General features: G+C 64.7%; 19 protein-coding genes, 1 tRNA gene and 1 pseudogene. 9 read left to right on the top strand and 12 right to left on the bottom strand.

All coding sequences use genetic code 11. The features are described 5' to 3' along the window. Positions 1-79: 79 nt before the first annotated feature. On the bottom strand, positions 80-433 hold the full coding sequence (locus QW845_RS02395) for a DUF6481 family protein (protein ID WP_315800057.1): 354 nt from the start codon (positions 431-433) through the stop codon (positions 80-82). 323 nt (positions 434-756) lie between these two features. Here QW845_RS02395 and QW845_RS02390 point away from each other — a divergent pair, with 323 nt between their 5' ends. The 5 genes from QW845_RS02390 to QW845_RS02370 all read left to right on the top strand — a co-directional run bounded on the left by QW845_RS02390 (position 757) and on the right by QW845_RS02370 (position 3,130). Beyond that, positions 757-1,002, top strand: coding sequence for a hypothetical protein (locus QW845_RS02390; RefSeq protein WP_315800056.1), 246 nt, complete (start codon positions 757-759; stop codon positions 1,000-1,002). A 44-nt stretch (positions 1,003-1,046) separates the two neighbouring features. Next, the gene (locus QW845_RS02385) at positions 1,047-1,184 is read left to right on the top strand and encodes a hypothetical protein (protein WP_315800055.1); all 138 of its coding nucleotides are present in this window, start codon (positions 1,047-1,049) and stop codon (positions 1,182-1,184) included. A gap of 256 nt (positions 1,185-1,440) precedes the next feature. After that, a complete protein-coding gene (locus tag QW845_RS02380) occupies positions 1,441-2,355 on the top strand; it encodes a hypothetical protein (RefSeq protein WP_315800054.1) in 915 nt (304 codons plus the stop codon). A gap of 146 nt (positions 2,356-2,501) precedes the next feature. Then, positions 2,502-2,888 carry an NUDIX hydrolase gene (locus QW845_RS02375; protein WP_315800053.1) on the top strand — a complete coding sequence of 129 codons (387 nt, stop codon included), beginning with the start codon at positions 2,502-2,504 and terminating at the stop codon, positions 2,886-2,888. Between the two features lie 47 nt (positions 2,889-2,935). Next, entirely contained in the window at positions 2,936-3,130 is a 195-nt protein-coding gene (locus tag QW845_RS02370; RefSeq protein ID WP_315800052.1) for a hypothetical protein, read from the top strand. A 12-nt stretch (positions 3,131-3,142) separates the two neighbouring features. On the opposite strand, the gene QW845_RS02365 is transcribed toward QW845_RS02370, so the two are convergent. The 4 genes from QW845_RS02365 to QW845_RS02350 form a co-directional block, all read right to left on the bottom strand. Next, positions 3,143-3,571: a group II truncated hemoglobin gene (locus QW845_RS02365; protein ID WP_315800051.1), complete on the bottom strand. Its 429-nt coding sequence runs from the start codon at positions 3,569-3,571 to the stop codon at positions 3,143-3,145. Positions 3,572-3,666: 95 nt separating this feature from the next. Then, complete coding sequence (locus QW845_RS02360) at positions 3,667-4,080, bottom strand: response regulator (protein ID WP_315800050.1); 414 nt, start codon at positions 4,078-4,080, stop codon at positions 3,667-3,669. A 145-nt stretch (positions 4,081-4,225) separates the two neighbouring features. Next, positions 4,226-4,612, bottom strand: a complete 387-nt coding sequence (locus QW845_RS02355; RefSeq protein ID WP_315800049.1) for a hypothetical protein — start codon at positions 4,610-4,612, stop codon at positions 4,226-4,228. A gap of 183 nt (positions 4,613-4,795) precedes the next feature. Continuing rightward, positions 4,796-6,271, bottom strand: coding sequence for a short-chain fatty acyl-CoA regulator family protein (locus QW845_RS02350; protein ID WP_315800048.1), 1,476 nt, complete (start codon positions 6,269-6,271; stop codon positions 4,796-4,798). Between the two features lie 144 nt (positions 6,272-6,415). On the opposite strand from QW845_RS02350, the gene QW845_RS02345 reads away from it, so the two are divergent. Continuing rightward, the gene (locus tag QW845_RS02345; protein ID WP_315800047.1) at positions 6,416-8,053 is read left to right on the top strand and encodes an isocitrate lyase; all 1,638 of its coding nucleotides are present in this window, start codon (positions 6,416-6,418) and stop codon (positions 8,051-8,053) included. Between the two features lie 260 nt (positions 8,054-8,313). Continuing rightward, positions 8,314-9,468, top strand: a complete 1,155-nt coding sequence (locus tag QW845_RS02340; protein ID WP_315800429.1) for an IS4 family transposase — start codon at positions 8,314-8,316, stop codon at positions 9,466-9,468. Positions 9,469-9,581: 113 nt separating this feature from the next. On the opposite strand, the gene QW845_RS02335 is transcribed toward QW845_RS02340, so the two are convergent. Beyond that, a complete protein-coding gene (locus QW845_RS02335) occupies positions 9,582-10,199 on the bottom strand; it encodes a LysE family translocator (protein WP_315800046.1) in 618 nt (205 codons plus the stop codon). 955 nt (positions 10,200-11,154) lie between these two features. Here QW845_RS02335 and QW845_RS02330 point away from each other — a divergent pair. Next, positions 11,155-11,712, top strand: a complete 558-nt coding sequence (locus QW845_RS02330) for a hypothetical protein (RefSeq protein WP_315800045.1) — start codon at positions 11,155-11,157, stop codon at positions 11,710-11,712. A 236-nt stretch (positions 11,713-11,948) separates the two neighbouring features. Next, a complete protein-coding gene (locus QW845_RS02325) occupies positions 11,949-12,254 on the top strand; it encodes a hypothetical protein (protein ID WP_315800044.1) in 306 nt (101 codons plus the stop codon). Positions 12,255-12,351: 97 nt separating this feature from the next. Here the strand turns inward: QW845_RS02325 and QW845_RS02320 are convergent, their stop codons facing one another. From QW845_RS02320 to QW845_RS02300, 6 genes and pseudogenes are all read right to left on the bottom strand, one after another. Further along, positions 12,352-13,209, bottom strand: a complete 858-nt coding sequence (locus QW845_RS02320; RefSeq protein WP_315800043.1) for an IS3 family transposase — start codon at positions 13,207-13,209, stop codon at positions 12,352-12,354. Continuing rightward, on the bottom strand, positions 13,206-13,391 hold the full coding sequence (locus QW845_RS34105) for a hypothetical protein (protein WP_409997868.1): 186 nt from the start codon (positions 13,389-13,391) through the stop codon (positions 13,206-13,208). Before QW845_RS34105 ends, QW845_RS02320 begins: the two co-directional genes overlap by 4 nt. Positions 13,392-13,406: 15 nt before the next feature. Next, positions 13,407-13,607: pseudogene (locus QW845_RS34100) on the bottom strand (transposase); the annotation flags it as partial. A 589-nt stretch (positions 13,608-14,196) separates the two neighbouring features. Then, a complete protein-coding gene (locus QW845_RS02310; RefSeq protein ID WP_315800041.1) occupies positions 14,197-14,835 on the bottom strand; it encodes a hypothetical protein in 639 nt (212 codons plus the stop codon). Positions 14,836-15,017: 182 nt separating this feature from the next. Then, positions 15,018-15,093 (bottom strand) — tRNA-Lys (locus QW845_RS02305). Positions 15,094-15,500: 407 nt separating this feature from the next. Beyond that, on the bottom strand, positions 15,501-18,206 hold the full coding sequence (locus tag QW845_RS02300) for a glycosyltransferase (RefSeq protein ID WP_315800040.1): 2,706 nt from the start codon (positions 18,204-18,206) through the stop codon (positions 15,501-15,503). Positions 18,207-18,325 lie beyond the last annotated feature (119 nt).

Below are 18,325 nucleotides of genomic sequence, written 5' to 3'. Positions count from 1 at the left end.
TCAGTCCCATCGCCGATGAAGTGAGGAGTCGCGCGATGCCGGCCGCGACGGCACGTAGGGCTCGTGGCGGCGTCGCTGCTTACTTCTTCTTTCCGCGGGCCTTGCGCGCGGCGTAGCGCGCATCGCGCTTCGCCTTCTGCTCGGCCTCCATCTCGGCCAGGCGAGCGGCTTCGTCTTCCGCCTCGCGCGCGAGCCGGGCAATCTCGGCAGCTTTGGCCTCTTCTTCGAGGCGCTTCTGCTCCGCCTTGGCGGCCTCGCGCTCCAATCGCTGCTGCTCGCGGCGGGCGGCGGCAGCTTCGCGCTCCTGCCGTCGCTTCACGACTTCGGGATCGTCCGGTCCCGGCTGCGATTTGAACTTCTGCACGATGCTCTGGCGGGCCTGCTGCGCGGCCTTCTGCCGATCGGCAAATCCAGGTTCCTTGAATCCTCTCATGGAGACGTCGTCACTTCGCTATTTGGGTGTTCGATCAGGGTGTGGTCGGTCAGGGGCTGCACGCGCCGCCAGGCAATTCTTCCACGAGATCGTGAACACGAGCGGAGGCCGACGCGAGCCCGTGTGTATAGGATCGCATGCGTCGATGACAAATGCTTTATCGCCGCTCCTCCACATCCGACCTGCCTGGCGCTTGCATGGCGCTCGCCGTAGGCTATGTAAGCACCCCCGTCGCTGACGCAGGTCGGCCGGCTGTGAGTCGCTTCACGCCTCGCGGGCACCAGCGCACCGCCTGGGTGCGACGTCCAACGGAGTTGACCGGCATGATCTCTGTTCGCCGCGGGCGCATGGCGCTCGGCCTCGCGCTCGTCGCTCTCGTGGTCAGCGCATGCGTGATGACCGCGGTCCTCGCCCGCCCGCGGCCCGTTTCGGCCGGTGTGCTGGGTTCCGAATGGGAATGCGGGCAGCTGTTCTGGGTGACGAGCTGCACCCGTATCGAATCGATCTCGCCGGCATCGCGCCAGCAGCAGCAACCGCACGGTGAGGCCGCTGGCCTGCGTGCCGCCTAGGCGCACCGGCGATGAGTACGCAGGGGCCGGATAGACGCGGTGCCATGGCGGCACTGGTGTTCGCGGCGCTCGTCGTGGCCTTCGGCGTGTGGCTGGCTCGCAGCCTGACCTCGGCAAGCCAGATGCAGGATTGCCTGATGTCGGGACGAACCAACTGCAATGTGATCGTGCCCGACCGGTGACCGCCGATCAGCTCGTACCGGATCAGCAAGACCGCGCCAGCAAGGTTGCATGATCGGAGCGGCGAATCAGCCGGCATCTCGGTTAACCTGACGGCAGCAGGTTGACCTAGCCGCAAAATAGTCGGGATTTTACCCGTTTGTCGCGGAAACTATGGTGCGCCCGGACCATACGCGCCAAAGCCGGCGATCCGGGATCATCAATCCGCATCACACCTCGCGTGCGCGGCAACCGGCGGGCGATCAAGGGTAGGAGAGAATGACGTTGTCCAACCAGAGCACACGGTGGCTGCCCGCGATCGCAATCCTGACCGCAGTCGTGATCCCCGCCCAAGCCTGGGCGCAAACTCAGGACCAGGCTGGTCCCGGCGCCGGGCATTCGCCCCAGGCCCGCCCGCCCGGTGTCATTCGCCAGGCGCCGGCCCAGGGTGGGCAGCCGGGCGGCCAGCCCCATGTCCAGATTCCGCGGCAAGCCGGTCCCATGGCCGGCCAGCCGCAGGGAGCACAGCCGGGCGCACCGCCGCGGGCTGCCATTGTCCCTCAGGGACGTCAGCCTGCGCCGGTGGCGCAGCAGGGACGTCCGCCGGGAGCCGGTCAGGGCTATGCAGCGGGCCACGGCCCGGGCCCTGGTCCGGCGATGGCCGGGCGGGGACCGGATGCGCGTTATGCGCACGGCCGGGTCGCGGTGCGCGACTATGGTGGGCAGTCTTATCGCGGCCGGGTCGGCTGGGAGGGTGGCCGATGGCGGCACGAGGTTCACAATGGCCGTCCGGGCTGGTGGTGGGACGTCGGTGGCGTCTGGTACTATTATCCCGAGCCCATGGAAGGACCGCCGACCTACGTGTCGGAGGACTATGCTGACGATGTGGTCTATGCGCCGTCGGCGGCCTACGAGGCGCCCCCGCCGGTCGCCTACGAGCCGGCGCCGCCTCCGGCCGAAGTCGATCCGGGCGCCAGCGCGCTCGGGGGCGCGATCATCGGCGGGGTGCTCGGCGGTATCCTCACCGGCAAGGCGGGCGGTGCCGCGGCGGGCGCCGTGCTTGGTGGTGCCACCGGGGCGATCGCCGGCGCTACGGCTGCGGCGCGACCGGGCTATTATCTGTCGCAGGGCAATTGCTACTATCGATATCCGTCGGGAGAGTATGTCGCGGTCGATCCGCGCTCCTGCTACTGAGCCGCCGCCGGCGGTCGGAGCGCTGCGCTGAGCTTGGTTGGCCGCTGCGGAGTTGTGGCCGAATCTCCGCAAAGCTCCGGAGCAGGAGTGGGAGCGAATCTTGATAGACTCCGCTTCATCGTTCGAGAGGTGAGAGCTCCTGGGCCATGACCAAGGCGTCCAAGCTGGTTGCCGCCAAGGGCGGAAGGGTTCTCCTGGTCCGGCGCCGGGCCGACGGGCGCTGGATGTTTCCGGGTGGCCGCAAACGCGCGCAGGAGACGGCGAAGGACTGCCTGAAGCGCGAGATCAAGGAGGAGCTTCCCAAGCTCAAGCTCGGCCGGCTGCGGCTATGGAAGGAAGTCACCGCCAAGAACAAGCGCTCGGGTCGCAAGATGAGCGATGCCATCTTCATCGCCAAGCATGCCAAAGGGCGCCTGGAGATCGGAGACAAGAAGGAGATCGACCGCGCGGTGTGGCAAAAGCCCTACGGACTCAGCCTGACGCCGACGTCGCGCTACATCCGCGACCAGCTGTTTCCACGAAAGCCGGACTGAACCGTCGCGGGCCGGGAACATCCCGGCCGCCTGGGCGTTATCTGCCCATGCCTTACGATAACACAGACAGACAGCCTCGCGTCCTCACGCCGGAAGAGCGTCGAGCGCGTGACGCCAGCCGCAGGGCTGATGCCGAACAAGCCATGCGCGAGCATGAGGCGGCCCAGCGCGCCTTTTACGCCAACCGCGAGCGGCTCCGGGCCGAGCGTCTGGCCCGGGAGGCTGCCGCCAAGTCGGGCTGACGGGAGTTCCTGTCAGCTCGCCTTGCGGCTCCGGAATGCGTTCGCCATCCGCAGAAACGCTTGATCCAGCAACGCATACATGTCGCCCGTGATGTCGCAATCGAACATCGCGCGGCGCATGCACGTCATCCATTCGTCGCGCTCGGCGTCGCCGATCGGATACGGACGGTGCGCGGACATGATGCAGCGATGTTCGGCCCGCTCGAAATAAAGCGCCGGCCCGCCCAACCAGCCACTGAGAAATTCGAACAGCAACTGCTTGATCGGACCAAGATCGGCGTCGTGCATCGCGCGGATGCGGCTGGCGCCGGGCTCCTGGTCCATGATGGTGTAAAAGCGCTCCGCCAGACGGCGCACGCCGGCCTCGCCGCCTACGAGATCATAGGGCGTCGCCTCGTTCACAACTGCTTCTGCTTCGTTAGCCGAATTCGCTGCCGTCATCGCATCTCGTTTCCGCTCGCCCCTCTGCAGCCAACAAGCGGCAGAGGTATGGCGCCTTGATCTGGATCAAGCGGGAAAACGCGCGTGCGTTCGGGCTAGCGGATGCTGGCTTTGACGAGGCGCTGCCGGTCGGTGTCGGCGGCGATCTGGCGCAGCGTCTGTCGGAGCAGAGCGAGATCGACCGGCTTCGAGAACGGCGGATAGACGTTCAGGCCGAGGATCTTGCCGGCGCGGACCGTGACGTCGCGGGTCTGATCGTCGGAGCCGCTGATGATCAGCACCGGCGTGCGGGACTTGATGTCCGCCAACAGCTGCAACACCTCGGTGCCGGAGCGCTCACCGAGATTGAGGTCGAGCGTGATGCATTCGAAGTTGCGCCGGCGCAGCACGTTCATCGCGCCGTCGACCGAGTTCACGCCGGTCGTCGCAAAGCCCGCCTGCACGGCGATCTTGCGCAGGATCGACAGATGAACGTCGGCATCTTCGATCACGAGAAGTTCGTTCAGCATGGTCCCCGCGCGGCTGGTGTGTCGGCTCCAGATGGACCTGCGGAACTTAAGAGGGGGTTTCTGATTTCCTCGTAAACATCGGGTCCCGTAGAACAACGGAAAATCTGCACGCTATCCGTCATTGCCGGCGCCCGCGCGGAACAGCTCAGAACGGCCGACGGCTCGGCATGGCTTTGGAGGAGCCCCGCAGATCGGTCATCTCTGCCGAATCGGCCGGGGGCAGGCGACCGCCCGGCCGGCGCCAGTGCTCGACATGCAGAAGGATGCCGGCCACCAGCAGCGGCGCGACGGCGGCCACCGCCAGCAGCGGCGACAGCGGCTTGGGCGTGATCATCTCCATCGTCATCTCGCAGACCATCCAGATGGCTGCGGACGCCAGCACAAAGTCGCGGGAGGGGATGCGGAGCCAGTACAGGAAGCCGGCGATGATCGCGGCCGGCGCAATGATCGGGCCGATCATGTAGAAGTTCAGCTCGGGCGGCGTCACGGCGTCGAGGACCATCGATGCCAGCAGCCACAGGCTGAGGAACATCACTACGCCGTCGACGTATCTCATGGCCAACCTCCGCCGCGACATTTTGGCGCAATCTTTGTCCGGTTTATGGCTGTTCCGTCAAGGGCCATGGTGTCCAGGGCCGATTTGCAGCCCGATCCGGCGGATTTTCGCCTGTGGCCCGGATCCCGGCGAGTTCCTGGTTCCACGGCCATCCGCTGCTCAATCCGCCGAAAACCCGAACGGAACCGACGACGTCCTGAAATCGTCCGGCAGGATCTCGCGCCCGATCGGCGGCGCCGAGCGTGCCGCGCATTTCGGGCGGTGGCAGACCCGGCAGGCGACCCCGATCGGGGTCGGATCGTCGGCATCAGGCCCGTGGCCGTCGCGGGTGTAGATCAGCTGCCCCGCATGCTCGGCAGCGCAGCCGACCGCGATCGCCCGCTCGACGCGCACCGCGCCATAGGAGCCGCCACCGGCGGTCACGGTGCGGGCGATCGAGAAGAACCGGCGGCCGTCGGGCAGCTCCAGCCATTGCGTCACGATCTGGCGCGGCGTCTTGAAGATGCCGTGCACCGACCACAGCGGGCAGGCGCCGCCATGGCGCGCGAATGGGAAGCCGGCGCCGTCGAGCAGCTTTGAGACGTTGCCGGCGGGATCGACCCGGATCAGGAAGAACGGGATCCGCTCCGCGCCCGGCTTCTGCAGGGTGGTGACGCGATGCGCGGTCTGCTCGAAGCTGGTGCCGAACTGGCGCGCCAGTGCCTCCAGATCATACGCCCGCGCATCGACCGCTTTCGCAAAGATCGAATAGGGCATGATGATCGCCGCCGCCGCGTAGGCCGCGAGCGCGCGGCGCGCCAGCAGCTCGGCGGTCTTGCTGGCGAACTTGCCGTCCTCCAAGGCCGCGCCGATCTCGGTGTCGAGCTCGAGATAGGCGAGCTGCCGGGCGAGCTCGAATTTCAGGCTCGCGCTGTCCAGTGAATCCTCGATCAGTAGCTGCCGGCGGTGCAGGTCGAGCCGCCTGAGCGAGCCGAGCATCACGTTCGGCGGCATGTAGCGGACCTGCAGATTGTGCCGCGCGCGGAACCGCTCGATGAAGCCGGCCGGTCCGGCGGAGACCTGCGGAGCCCCCGTCGGCGCCCCCTGGAAGATCGCCTGCGCCAGCCGCTCGGCGGCATCGTCGAGCTGGGCAAAGTTGTTGCGGCGGGCGGCGAGGAAGCGGCGGACGTCGGCGACGGGATCGTTGGCGTCGAAGCCGTCATTGCCGACGCGCGGCGCGCTGCCTGCCGGCGCCGGGGCGCGCTGCTCGGCCAGCGCGAGCTGCTCCTCGCGATACGCCGTGTAGAGGCGCAGGAACGCCTCGGCCATGCCGGGATAGCTGACGGCGAGGTCGGAGATCTCCAGCGCGGGAATGTCGATGTCTGAGAACATCGGGTCCTTGAGCACCGACTGCATCCGCGCGGTATGGTCGGCGCCGCCGTCGCCGGCGAGATCGGCCAGGTCGATCTTGTAGGTCCGCGCCAGCCGCAGCAGCATGTCGGCGGTGACCGGCCTCTGGTTCCGCTCCAGGAGCGCGACGTAAGGCGCTGAAATTTCGAGGTCCGCGGCCATGTCGGCCTGGGTCAGGCCGAGCTCGCGGCGCAGGCGGCGCAGGCGCGGGCCCATGAAGATCGATCGTGCCGTGGCGGTGGTCATGGCCATATCCCGGTCCTGTAATCTCCTTACAGCTATACACGAGAAGTGTGTAAAGTGTGACAAGTTTTCCGCGCAATGTCTGGTCCGCCGCCCCAGGCTGCTTACAACAGGTCCCAGGTTGTCCTTAACCAAGGGATCACGGACATGAACTTCCAACCGCGTGGACTGAACGACCAGGCCCTCCAGGGCCCCGCGTCCTACCAGGCCGAGGTCGAGGCGGCGCGCGCGCTGCTCGAGACCCAGCCGACCTGGAACGGCGTCACCGCCGAGGCCGTGGCGCGCATGCGCCTGCAGAACCGCTTCAAGACCGGTCTCGACGTTGCCCGCTACACCGCGGCCGTGATGCGCGCCGACATGGCCGCCTATGACGAGGACAGCACCAAGTACACCCAGTCGCTCGGCTGCTGGCACGGCTTCATCGCGCAGCAGAAGCTGATCTCGATCAAGAAGCACTTCGGCAAGACCGACCGCCGCTACCTCTATCTCTCCGGCTGGATGATCGCGGCGCTGCGCTCGGAGTTCGGCCCGCTGCCGGACCAGTCGATGCACGAGAAGACCTCGGTGCCCGCGCTGATCGAGGAGCTCTACACCTTCCTGCGCCAGGCCGACTCGCGTGAGCTCAACGATCTCTTCCGCACGCTCGACGCGGCCCGCAAGGCCGGCGACAAGGCGAAGGAAGCTGAGATCATCGGCAAGATCGACGGCTTCCAGACCCACGTCGTCCCTGTGATCGCCGACATCGACGCCGGCTTCGGCAATGCCGAGGCGACCTATCTGCTCGCCAAGAAGATGATCGAGGCGGGCGCCTGCGCGCTGCAGATCGAAAACCAAGTCTCGGACGAGAAGCAGTGCGGCCATCAGGACGGCAAGGTCACCGTGCCGCATGACGTCTTCCTGGCCAAGATCCGCGCCTGCCGCCACGCCTTCCTGGAGCTCGGCGTCGAGGACGGCATCATCGTCACCCGCACCGACTCGCTCGGCGCCGGCCTGACGCAGCAGATCGCCTTCTCCAGCCAGCCCGGCGATCTCGGCGACCAGTACAACAGCTTCCTCGATTGCGAGGAAGTGACGCCCGCGACCGCGCGCAGCGGCGATGTCATCATCACCCAGAACGGCAAGATGATGCGGCCGAAGCGGCTGCCCTCGAACCTCTACCAGTTCCGTCCCGGCACCGGCGAGGACCGCTGCGTGCTCGACTGCATCACCTCGCTGCAGAACGGTGCTGATCTCCTGTGGATCGAGACCGAGAAGCCGCATATCGAGCAGATCGCCAAGATGGTCGACCGCATCCGCAAGGTGATCCCGAACGCCAAGCTCGCCTACAACAACTCGCCGTCGTTCAACTGGACCCTCAACTTCCGTTGGCAGGTCTATGACGCGATGAAGGAGGCGGGCCAGGACGTCAGCAAGTACAACCGCGCCGAGCTGATGAAGGCGGAGTACGACGACACCCCGCTGGCGAAGGAAGCCGACGAGCGCATCCGCACCTTCCAGGCGGATTCGGCCAAGCGCGCCGGCATCTTCCACCACCTGATCACCTTGCCGACCTACCACACGGCGGCGCTGTCGACCGACAATCTGGCCCGCGAGTACTTTGGCGAGCAGGGCATGCTGGGCTACGTCAAGAACGTCCAGCGCGCCGAGATCCGCCAGGGCATCGCCTGCGTCAAGCACCAGAACATGGCCGGCTCCGACATCGGCGACGACCACAAGGAGTACTTCGCCGGCGAGAAGGCGCTGAAGGCTGGCGGCGCGCACAACACGATGAACCAGTTCGGCTGATTTCCGCCGGGTGAATCGCTGAACTGACAGGACCCGTCTGGAGCTGACAGCTTCAGGCGGGTCTCGCTTTTTGGGGACGCGCCTTGTAGCTGTCGCCGATCGTGAGCCTGGAAGCTTGAGGTCGCCTCTCTCCACGCCGTCATGGCCGGGCTTGTCCCACGGCTGTCCGGTTCAGACAGACTGGACATGGTGCATGGCGTGGATTCTTCTGCGGTCTTGAGCATCGCCAAATGTTCGAGACACACCAGGAAGGTCCCGCCATGCCGCATCAGAATACAGTATTCCGAGACATTCTGAAGTTGGTCCCCTGGCATCGCTTCGAGGCGCTTGTGGACGAGCATGGCACGGACGCGCGGATTCGACGGCTTTCCACCAAAGACCAATTTGTGGCGCTGCTGTACGGCCAGCTTTCGGGGGCTTCCAGTCTGCGTGAGATTGTCACCGGGCTGTCGAGCCACACCGCGCGGCTTTATCACCTGGGTGGGGGCCCTGTCCGCCGCTCGACTTTCGCGGACGCCAATATGAATCGGCCTGCGGAGATGTTTGCCGCCCTGTTGGCCATCATGATGAAGCAGGCCCATCGCCGGTTACGCCGCAAGCTTGCCGAGACGACGTATTTGATTGATTCGACCAGCGTACGGCTGACAGAAGCCAGCGCTGGCTGGGCACGGTTCTCTACCGGTGTCTGCGGTGCCAAGGTGCATGTGATCTATGATGCCGACGCCGACCGGCCGATTTATGCGGCAATCAGCGGAGCCAACGTCAACGACAATACTGCAGCGCATCAGATGCCCATCGAGCCGGGAGCAACCTACGTCTTCGATCTCGGCTATTATGAATATGCTTGGTGGGCTCAACTGGACGCCGCCGGTTGTCGAATCGTGACCCGGTTCAAATCCAATACGCCGCTGCGGGTCGTGGAGGAGTTGCCTGTCATCGCGGATGGCAACATCCTCTCCGACCGCATCGGCTTCCTTCCACAACGCCAAGCCTACAGCCGCCGCAATCCAATGCAGACTGCGGTGCGCGAAGTGCGCGTCACCTTGGAAACGGGAAAGATCCTGCGCATCCTGTCGAACGACCTCGATGCCAGCGCTCAAGAGATCGCCGACCTCTATCGTCGCCGCTGGGCCATCGAGTTGTTCTTTCGTTGGGTCAAGCAGACCCTCAAGATCACCAGGTTCCTCGGGACTTCTGAGAACGCCGTTCGTATCCAGATCGCCGTTGCCCTGATCGCCTTCCTCTTGCTTCGCCTCGCGCAAGACCTTCAGAAGGCAATCCAAAGCCCCTTGGTCTTTGCCAGATTGGTCCGCACCAACCTCATGCATCGCCGCCCCATCGATCAATTGCTCACGGGGCCACCCCAACTTGCCAAAAACCCACAACAGTTGAGCCTCGCAATATGCGGAAGCTGAACCGGACAGCCGTGGGACAAGCCCGGGCATGACGAGCAACAAATTGGTGCCGGACCGTCTGGCTGAGGACGTCATTCTCCTACGCGACCCTCTCGCCCCGTCGCGCGGTACCCTCAGCGCTCCGCCAGCGCCAGCCGCGCACCAAGCAACGCAAAGCCGCCGGCAAAGGCGCGGCGCAGCCAGGTCCTGACGCGGGGGCGGCTGACGACGCGGTCGCGCACGGCGGCGGCGAACAGGCCGTAGAGCACGAACACCGCGAACGTCATCGCCATGAACGCGGCCGACAGCTCCAGCATCAGCGCCAGCGGATGGGCGGCATCGGCGGCGATGAACTGCGGCAGGAAGGCCAGGAAGAAGATCGACAGCTTTGGATTGAGGATGTTGATCAGGAATCCCGTCAGCACCACCCGCCAGGCCGAGCGCGCATCCGCATCGTCCTTGCCCTCGACCGACAGCGCGCCGCGCTCGCGAAGCGTCTGCCACGCCATGTAAAGCAGATAGGCGACGCCGCAATATTTCAGCGCCGCAAATGCCAGCGCGCTGGTGTGCAGGACAGCCGCGAGCCCGACGATCGCGGCCAGCATCGCCGGCAGGATGCCGAGCGTACAGCCGAACGCCGCCGCGATGCTCATCCGCGATCCCTTGGTCAGCGCCACCGCCAGCGTATACAGCACGCCGGTGCCGGGCGAGACGACCACGATCAGCGAGGTCAGCAGGAAGGCGGTGGACATTGGCGGTCTCCCAGGTTCGCGGCCTTCCAGGCAAAAGGCGATCGGCGCGCTTCACGTCGGCTCCATCATTCCACGGCATAGCGGCGGACGATAGCCAAGCGCGGGACACGGCTCGGTGACGAAGCGATCGGCGGGCAGGGGACGTGCACATCCATCGTCGCGACGCGGTCCGCGTCCGAGCTTTGCGAGATCGTTCGCCCTCATCAAACAGAGGGCGCGGGGAATGCCGGGTGAGGGCCTCACCCATGGCCCGCCTGCAGAAGAAAAAGCAGGCGGCAGTCACCACAGGTTCAGCCGGATCAACCCGGCATTCCCCGCGCGATGGTCTTCACGCTTATACGCGATCTCCCCGGTGTCCGGCTTGATAGCCACCGTCGCCCGTGGGGGTCATCATCCCCCAGGACTTGGCGCCAGCGTCGGGGCGCCAGGACCACGCGATTTCACGTCCGCAAGGAGCCGTTCGTCCGCGCACTATCCAAGCACGCTGCGACCCGCCTGCGGCCACCGCATCCTGCGCCCAACGTCCGTGACGATCGCGAAGCGCCCCTCTCGAGGAGCACGGGATGGGGACAGTCAATCATGAGTTTCGGAAAAAGGGAAGAGGAATATTTTTGCGCCGATGACTGGACAGGGGTGATCGTCTTGAGCGGCCTGCTGAAATAAGTTTCGCCGCGCATCCTCACGGCTCATGCTGCCGGCAAGCGCAGCGCCGTCGCGCCATGATCCGGTTTCTGCGCCGTGAGGACCTCCCGGACACTGCAACCTGTGCGGGTACTGAACGCATCGCCCTGCCAACGACCTGCTTGATGCCGGGGACGGCAACGGCTGTGTCCTGCCCGCAACGTGGTCGGTTTTTGATAGTTCCACCATTCCCCTCGAGGTTGCGGCTATTGTTCCCCAGATCGGCCCCTGCTACCGCTACTCAACGACAGTTGGGGATGCCGTGGGGGCTCAAATGAAGTGTTTGCGTTGGCCTGCCGGCTGGCTGGCCATCCTGGGAGTCGCGTGTCTTGGCGGGTGTGCTGCGCCGCTTGCGGTCAACCATGTAACCGACATCAGGTCGACGACGGGCAGCCGAGGGATCGACGTCTACGAGGCGAAGCGCCGGACCGATCCGAGCGTGCCCGAGTTCGCGGGCGACCAGCTCGTGGAAGTGCGGACGTTTCACAATCCCGGCGGGGGAGGCGAGGTCGAGATGGCCGGAGCGTCCTGCTCACTGGAAGCCTCCGGCTTCACGGCGACCATGACGAGCCCCGCGAAGGTGCGCGTGCCGCTCTATCGCGGACAGTCGAGCACGCTGGCCGTGTCCTGCCAAAAGCCCGGCTATCAGAAGCGGATGATCACGGTCGCGCCGATCGATGCGACGCGCCAGGCTCGTCTGGCCAGCGGCATCAATGGCGGCATCCTCGGTGCGGTCATCGTGGCAGGTATCGATGCCGCCGCCGACAACACGAAGAACGACTGGCGCTATCCCGTCGCGAAGGTCGTGCTGGAGGCCGATCCCCCGGGGTAGGTGGTGGACGGATCTTTTGGCATGGCGGTGAATGCAGTTGCGGTGACCGTGCACTTAGCTCGTTCGATCGATCGCCTGTCGAGATCAAAGGTTCGAGGGGACGCTAGTGCCGGCCACAATTGCAGAACGGTCGGTGAGCGCACGCTACGGCGGACTGCCGGTGGCACAGAGGCCATCAACCGCGGGAAATTTGAGCTGAGAGCTCGTTAAGGATTTCAACGTCGGAGTCGAATGTCATGAGAGCTCTCGCGCTGATCCCACTGATCGCCTGCCTCGCTGGCTGCGGGATGGTCGACGCCGTCCAGAACGGGCTGGCCTACAGCCGCGCCGTCGAAGCCGACCTCCTCGCCGAAACCGGCGTCAAGCCCGCCGTCGGCTTCAACTGGAACAACGGCACCCTGACGTCGGTGATGGTGACCTTTCCGAAGCTCTACACCGACAAGCCGCTGCCAGAGCTGGCGGAGAAGGTCCGGGCCGCAGTGCTCAAGGAGTTCAAGCAGAGCCCGCGGCAGCTGGTGCTTGGGTTCGCGGTCAGTGGGTGAGGGCAGCGCGGCTGCTCCAACTGACGTCCACGGAATTTCGTGCGCTGGACTGCACCCCTCAAGTGAGACACGATAATCTCAGTGACAATGGGTAAAGTCATCGCATCGTGTTTTGCTTGAACGCGGCTTCGAACTCAAGAGGAGATCGATAGCCGAGGGCCGAATGCAAGCGCTCCTTATTGTAGATCTCGGCGATGAAGCTGTTGATCCGGCGCCGGGCGTCGTTGACGTCGGCAAAGCTCTTGCCGTTGATCTCCTCGGCCTTGAGCGTCTTCATGAAGCTTTCGGCCTTGGCGTTGTCGAACGGGTTGCCGGGACTGCTCATGCTGATCTTGATGTCGCGCTTGGCCAGCCGCTCCCGATAGGCGATCGAGGAGTATTGCACGCCGCGGTCTGAGTGGTGGATCAGGCTGCCGGGCTTGGGGTTCCGAGATTGAAGCGCTTTGTCGAGAGCCGCGATCGCGAGGGAGGCGTCGAGGGTGTTGTCGAATGCCCAGCCGACCGCCTTGCGGGAGAAGCCGTCGAGAATGACGGCGAGATAGGCGAACGTCTTGGCGAGATGGACGTAGGTGATGTCAGCGACCCAGATCTGATCCGGAGCCGATGGCGCTAGGCCACGGATCAGGTTGGGGACGACGATCACGTCAGTCGGCCTTGCAGTCGGCGGCTTCAGGAAGGGCGTCTTGCGCTGCGCGAGAAGATTATCCTGACGCATGAGGCGCAGGACTTTCTTGCCATTGACGACCATTCCCAGACGCCGAAGAGCGGCGGTCACCCGTCGATAGCCGTAGAACGGATGCTTCAGGCAGATGCGCTGGAGCTGGTCGCGCAACTCGCACTCGGCTTCGGCGCGGCTACGTCGATTGAGATGCCGGTAATAAGTCGCTCGAGGCAGCCTTGCCAAAGCGCAGAGGCGCTGCACATGAGCGCTGGAGTCGGCTGTCTCCGCGGTCATGCTTTTGATGACTTCGATGATGCGGATACGGGTTTGCCTTGCGCTGCCGGCCGCTCCAGTGCGCGCAAGGCTTGCCGAAAAAAATCGAGGTCCATCTGCTGACGGCCGACCAGCCCTTCGAGCTCGGCAATGCGAGCATTGGCCCGTGCCAGTGCGGACCGCTTATCGTCATAGGTCGCCACAGATTTGAGCTTCCGGGGACCAGGCTTCGGTCCCGGCTTGCGGTTCAACCCGTCCGGCCCTTGCGCCCTCCAGGCCTTGATCCAGTCATGAAGGATCTTGCGCGATATCCCAAGGTCCCGAGCCACAGGCAGAACGCCTTCGCCTCGTTCGACACGCTTGATCGCCTTCAGTTTATAAGCCGTCGGAAACCGACGGGTCTTCCCTCTTGCTGCCACAGGTCATCCTCGGAATGCCTGTCACTGAGATTATCGTGTCTCACTTGAGGGGTGCAGTCCAGCACTGTCACCGTAATCTCCTAGGCTTCAGTGCAGAAGTGAATAGAGGCCGTCGGGAGGTTACCTTTAGGCGGGCAACGCCCTAGGTGATAATTGAGGTGGCCTTGATGGCCACCTGCGAATAGATGAACGCCGGGATCATCGCAACCGTCGCACATGAACTGTCTCTCCCTCGTCTACATTGATGATCGTGAAATCACACACGACCACATCTGAGGGCGCAAGCCACAAAGCAGAATCCACTGTGTCTGCAGGGTCAACCTTCCACATGCTGCCGTCTTCGAGCTTTAGGATTTGCCCGTCAGCAAGCACTTCCTCTATCCAATGACCGTCCTCGCAGGCGAATGCGTGACCAAGCGTCCCGGCGAGTAGGAACAATGCAGTTGGGTAGATGCGTATCATAGACGCTCCCTTTCCTCACCAGTTCCGGTCCAAATGGTTAGCCTAGACGGCTTTGAAGATCGCAAATGAAGTTTGCTCAATTGCGTCGGTCAGGCAATCGGTCAGTCGTGAACGGCACGGCACCCGATTAACTTGATGATCCGATAATGCTCTTGCGCTGCAGGTCGTCGAAAATTGCAGCAACTGAGCTGGAAGCGTTTGCGCCGTCGCCGACGAAGAGAAGACCGCCGGCATTGACCTGACCATTGCCGACCCAGAGAGTCCGGCCGGTACTTGCCTCCAGAAGCCGGGCCGTAAACGTGGTCTGACGTCTGTAGCGGTAGGTCGGAGTGGCGGTGGCGACCATCGTGCCAGACGTTGTGCCATTCATGGATATGGTCGAGGTGTTGCCGAACGTATTGACGGTCCCGCTCGCGCTGGATGTTCCGGAGTATTGGCCCGAGAAGATCGTCCCGGCGTATTGTTGCTGCACACCGCTATCGCCCACGCCGATGACCAGGACGCCTTCGATGGCGTCGCGCGCAAGGCCCTGTTGGACTTCGGCGTTGGTGTAGGTCCGTGTTGGAGGAAACAGCATCAGCGCGTCGTCAGCGACTACGCCGCGTTTCCGGGCCTCCTCAGCGATGTTGGCCTGAATGCTTGATACGAGGGGGCCGGGTCCGGAGACATAAGCGACCATGCGGCCGATCGGTTTTGTCGGCAGTTGTCGGTCTGCATATCCCTGCATTGACGTCGTGATGCAGCCCGACAAGGCAATGGCGGCCAACACAACGCCGACGACTGTTCTTGCCCAACTCATCGAAGCGCCCCGCAAAAAAATCTGCAACGCCCGATTGTGCCTTGGATTCAGTAAGCACGCCAGCAGGCATGTGGACAAACTGGTCGTCCAAGCGATCCGGCAACAATGATCGACGATCTCTCGTAGGTAGAGCAGTATTGATCTGATCTTGGTGAGCGCGCCGGGACTCGAACCCGGGACCCCATGATTAAAAGTCACGTGCTCTACCGGCTGAGCTACGCGCTCGCTCCCAAGGAAGCGGTGTGACGGCTGGACCGTCACTGTCCGGATCGTCGACAGGATACCATCAGAACGCTTGCGGCGTGGCCGTGGTTCACTGCGGGCTGCGGGAACGGGGGTGAACCCCTGGCCCGTGGGCCGCATGCTGTCGTGCGGGGTGTGTAGGGGGTGGGTGCGGTCGGGTCAATAGGGCGGAAGGGGCAAACCACAGCGGGGTGGGATCATGGCGGACGCGTCAGCGGCCCGACCGAACGCAATTTGAGGCACGTCATGCCTGGGCTCGTCCCGGGCATCCACGTTTGGCGTCGTGCGCTGCCATTCCGACGTGGATGGCCGGGACAAGCCCGGCCATGACGGTGTGTGGGGGGAGCAGCCGGGCAAAAACGAAGTCCGCGCGCCCGCCGGTCTCGGACCTACACCTTCTCCGCCACCTTCGTCGCCGCGGCGCTCAACGGGGCGGGCTGCATGCCGGGGCCTGCCAGCTCCGGCACCCAGACCGGGCGCAGGCCGATCAGCTCGGCGGTGCGGACGGTGGCGTGGCGCCAGAACTCGAAGGAGTTGATGCGCGACATCTCCAGCAGCGCGATCGCGACCGCGGACAGGAACGGCAGGCTCTCCAGGATCAGGACGGCGGCGAAGATGTAGAGCTCGGTGATCTGCAACGTGTTGGTCACGATCAGGATGGTGGCGCCGATCAGGAGCAGGGCGCCGATCACGGCCTCCCAGAACGCCTGGAACTCGATCGACATCCGCGACAGGCCGCCCTTGGAGGTGCGGGCGAATGCCAGGTGCTCGGTGATCAGGCCCTGCGCCACGGCGCGGCTGACGGTCCATTGCACTGACATCGCCGCGACCATCGCGCCCAGCATCTGCCACGGCTTCACCGCCACCCGCAGCCGGTAGAGGATCAGGAAGTGGGCGAGCGAGACCACGAAGGCGGCGAGGATCGGGATGGTCAGGATCTTGTCGGGGATGGCGATGCCGGCGAAGGCGACGATCGGCGTCCAGATCAGGTTGAGGATCGCGACCACGACGCCGAGGCTCTCGGCGCCCAGCCAGTTGAGCCAGCCGAGCGAGAACTCGCGCTTCTGGTCCGCCGTCAGCCGGCTCCTGCCGGGCAGGAAGCGCTGCCAGTGCTTCTTGACGATCTGGAAGCCGCCATAGGCCCAGCGATGGCGCTGCTTCTTGAACGCCTCGTAGGTGTCGGGCAGCAGGCCCGAGCCGTAGCGGGTGGCGGTGTAGTGGGTCTGCCAGCCGAGCTCCTGGATCGCGAGGCCGAGATCGGTGTCCTCGCAGATCGTGTCGCTCGACCACCCCCCGGCCATGTCCATGGCGGCGCGGCGGATCAGGCACATCGTGCCGTGCACGATGATCGCGTTCTCCTCGTTGCGCTGGACCATGCCGATGTCGAAGAAGCCGGCATACTCGCCGTTCATGATGTAGTGCATCAGCGACAGGTCCTCGTCGCGATGCTCCTGCGGCGCCTGCACCAGGCCGACGGTGGGGTCGGCGAAGGCCGGCACGAGGTCGGAGAGCCAGTCCGGCGTCACGACGTAGTCGGCGTCGATGATGCCGATGATCTCGGCATCGACGGCGGTGCGCTCCATCGCGATGCGCAAGGCGCCGGCCTTGAAGCCCTTGACCTTCTCGGCATTGATGAACTTGAAACGCTCGCCGAGCATGCGGCAGTGATCCTGGATCGGCTGCCAGAACGCCGGATCGGGCGTGTTGTTGATGATGCAGACGACCTCGTAGTTCGGGTAGTCGAGCCGCGCCAGCGCATCCAAGGTCTGCTTCATCATCTCGACCGGCTCGAAATAGGCCGGCACGTGGATCGACACCTTCGGGCAATAGCCTTGGGGCATGGCGGCGCGGTCGCGCGCGACCTTGTCGCGGGTCAGGAGACGGCGCGGCTCGCGGCCGAAGGCGATCGCGGCGATCTCCTCGATGCGGGCCATCGCGATGAGGATCAAGGGAACCAGGAGGATCAGGCCGAGCGTCAGCGCGAAGGTCGAGCCCCAGACGAAATAGTGCACGTTCCAATAGGCGAAGACGGTGGAGACCCAGGCGCCGACACCGTGCGCCGTGATGGCGAGCATCAACGCCTGCAGCACCGTCGGCTGGCGCAGCCGCACGATCGGCAAGGACAGGAGCACGCCGACCAGGAGCGCGATGGCCGCGAGCTTCCAATAGTCGGGATTCACGATCGGGCCGGTCCAGGCGAATTTCGCCTCGCGCGCGGCGTTGAGCACGCCCCAATACGGGCCGACGCCGCCTTCGAAATATTTCCAGGGCTGATCGATCGCCTCGACGATGTTGTATTCCATGCCGATCGAGGCGGCCTGGGCGAGGAAATTGCGCAACACCTTGGCCTGCCGGAGCGGGCCCGGCACCGCGGGGCCGCGGCCGTCGCCGCTGCGGCTGTAGCCCTGGCTCGGCCAGCCGAACTCGGCGATCATGATGCGCTTGCCGGTGAACTGCTTCTTCAGGAGCTGATAGCGATCCACCGCCTGGTCGACCGCCTGGTCGTCGGTGAAGAACTCCCAATAGGGCAGGACGTGCGCGGCGACGAAGTCGACATTGGCGGCGAGCTCCGGGTTGTCGCGCCAGGTGTTCCAGACGTCGCCGGTGGTGACGGGGACGTTGACCGACTTCTTCACGCGCTTGATCTTCTCGATCAGCTCGTCGACCTTCTGCGTCGCCGTGAGGATGGTCTCGTTGCCGACCACGATGCCGATGACGTTGCTGTTGCGGCGGGCGAGGGTGATGGCCGACTGGATCTCGCGCTCGTTGCGGTCCGGATCCTTGTCGATCCAGGCGCCGAGCATCACTTTCAGCCCCGCCTCCGCGGCCAGCGGCGGCACGATCTCGAGGCCGCCGGTCGACGAGTAGAGCCGGATCGCCCGCGTGATCGTGGCGAGCTTCTTCATGTCGGCGCGGATGCGGTCCGGCGAAGCCACGGTGTTGGCGCCGGGGGCCCCGGTTCCTTCATGCGGATCGTAGGAGACGCTCTGCAGCAGGCCGGTGAAGTTGGGGGCCTCCTGCTTGTCCTGCAGCAGTCCCCAGAGGGCGGCGTGCACGGCGGTGACGAGGAGCAGGACGGCGACGACGGCACGCATGGGAGGGGCAACCATTCCTAGGATCAAGTCAGCGGTGAAGCGGAGCGGTCGATCGCCGTTCCATCTCGGGTATGCGATGCTACCGGGATCGTGTTCACGCGTGCGTTCGACGGCGAACG

Origin of the sequence: Bradyrhizobium sp. SZCCHNS3002, assembly GCF_032377435.1 — a bacterium.
Taxonomy (GTDB): domain Bacteria; phylum Pseudomonadota; class Alphaproteobacteria; order Rhizobiales; family Xanthobacteraceae; genus Bradyrhizobium.
Note: the sequence above shows the minus strand (reverse complement) of the source record. Positions and strands in the feature narration are given on the sequence as shown.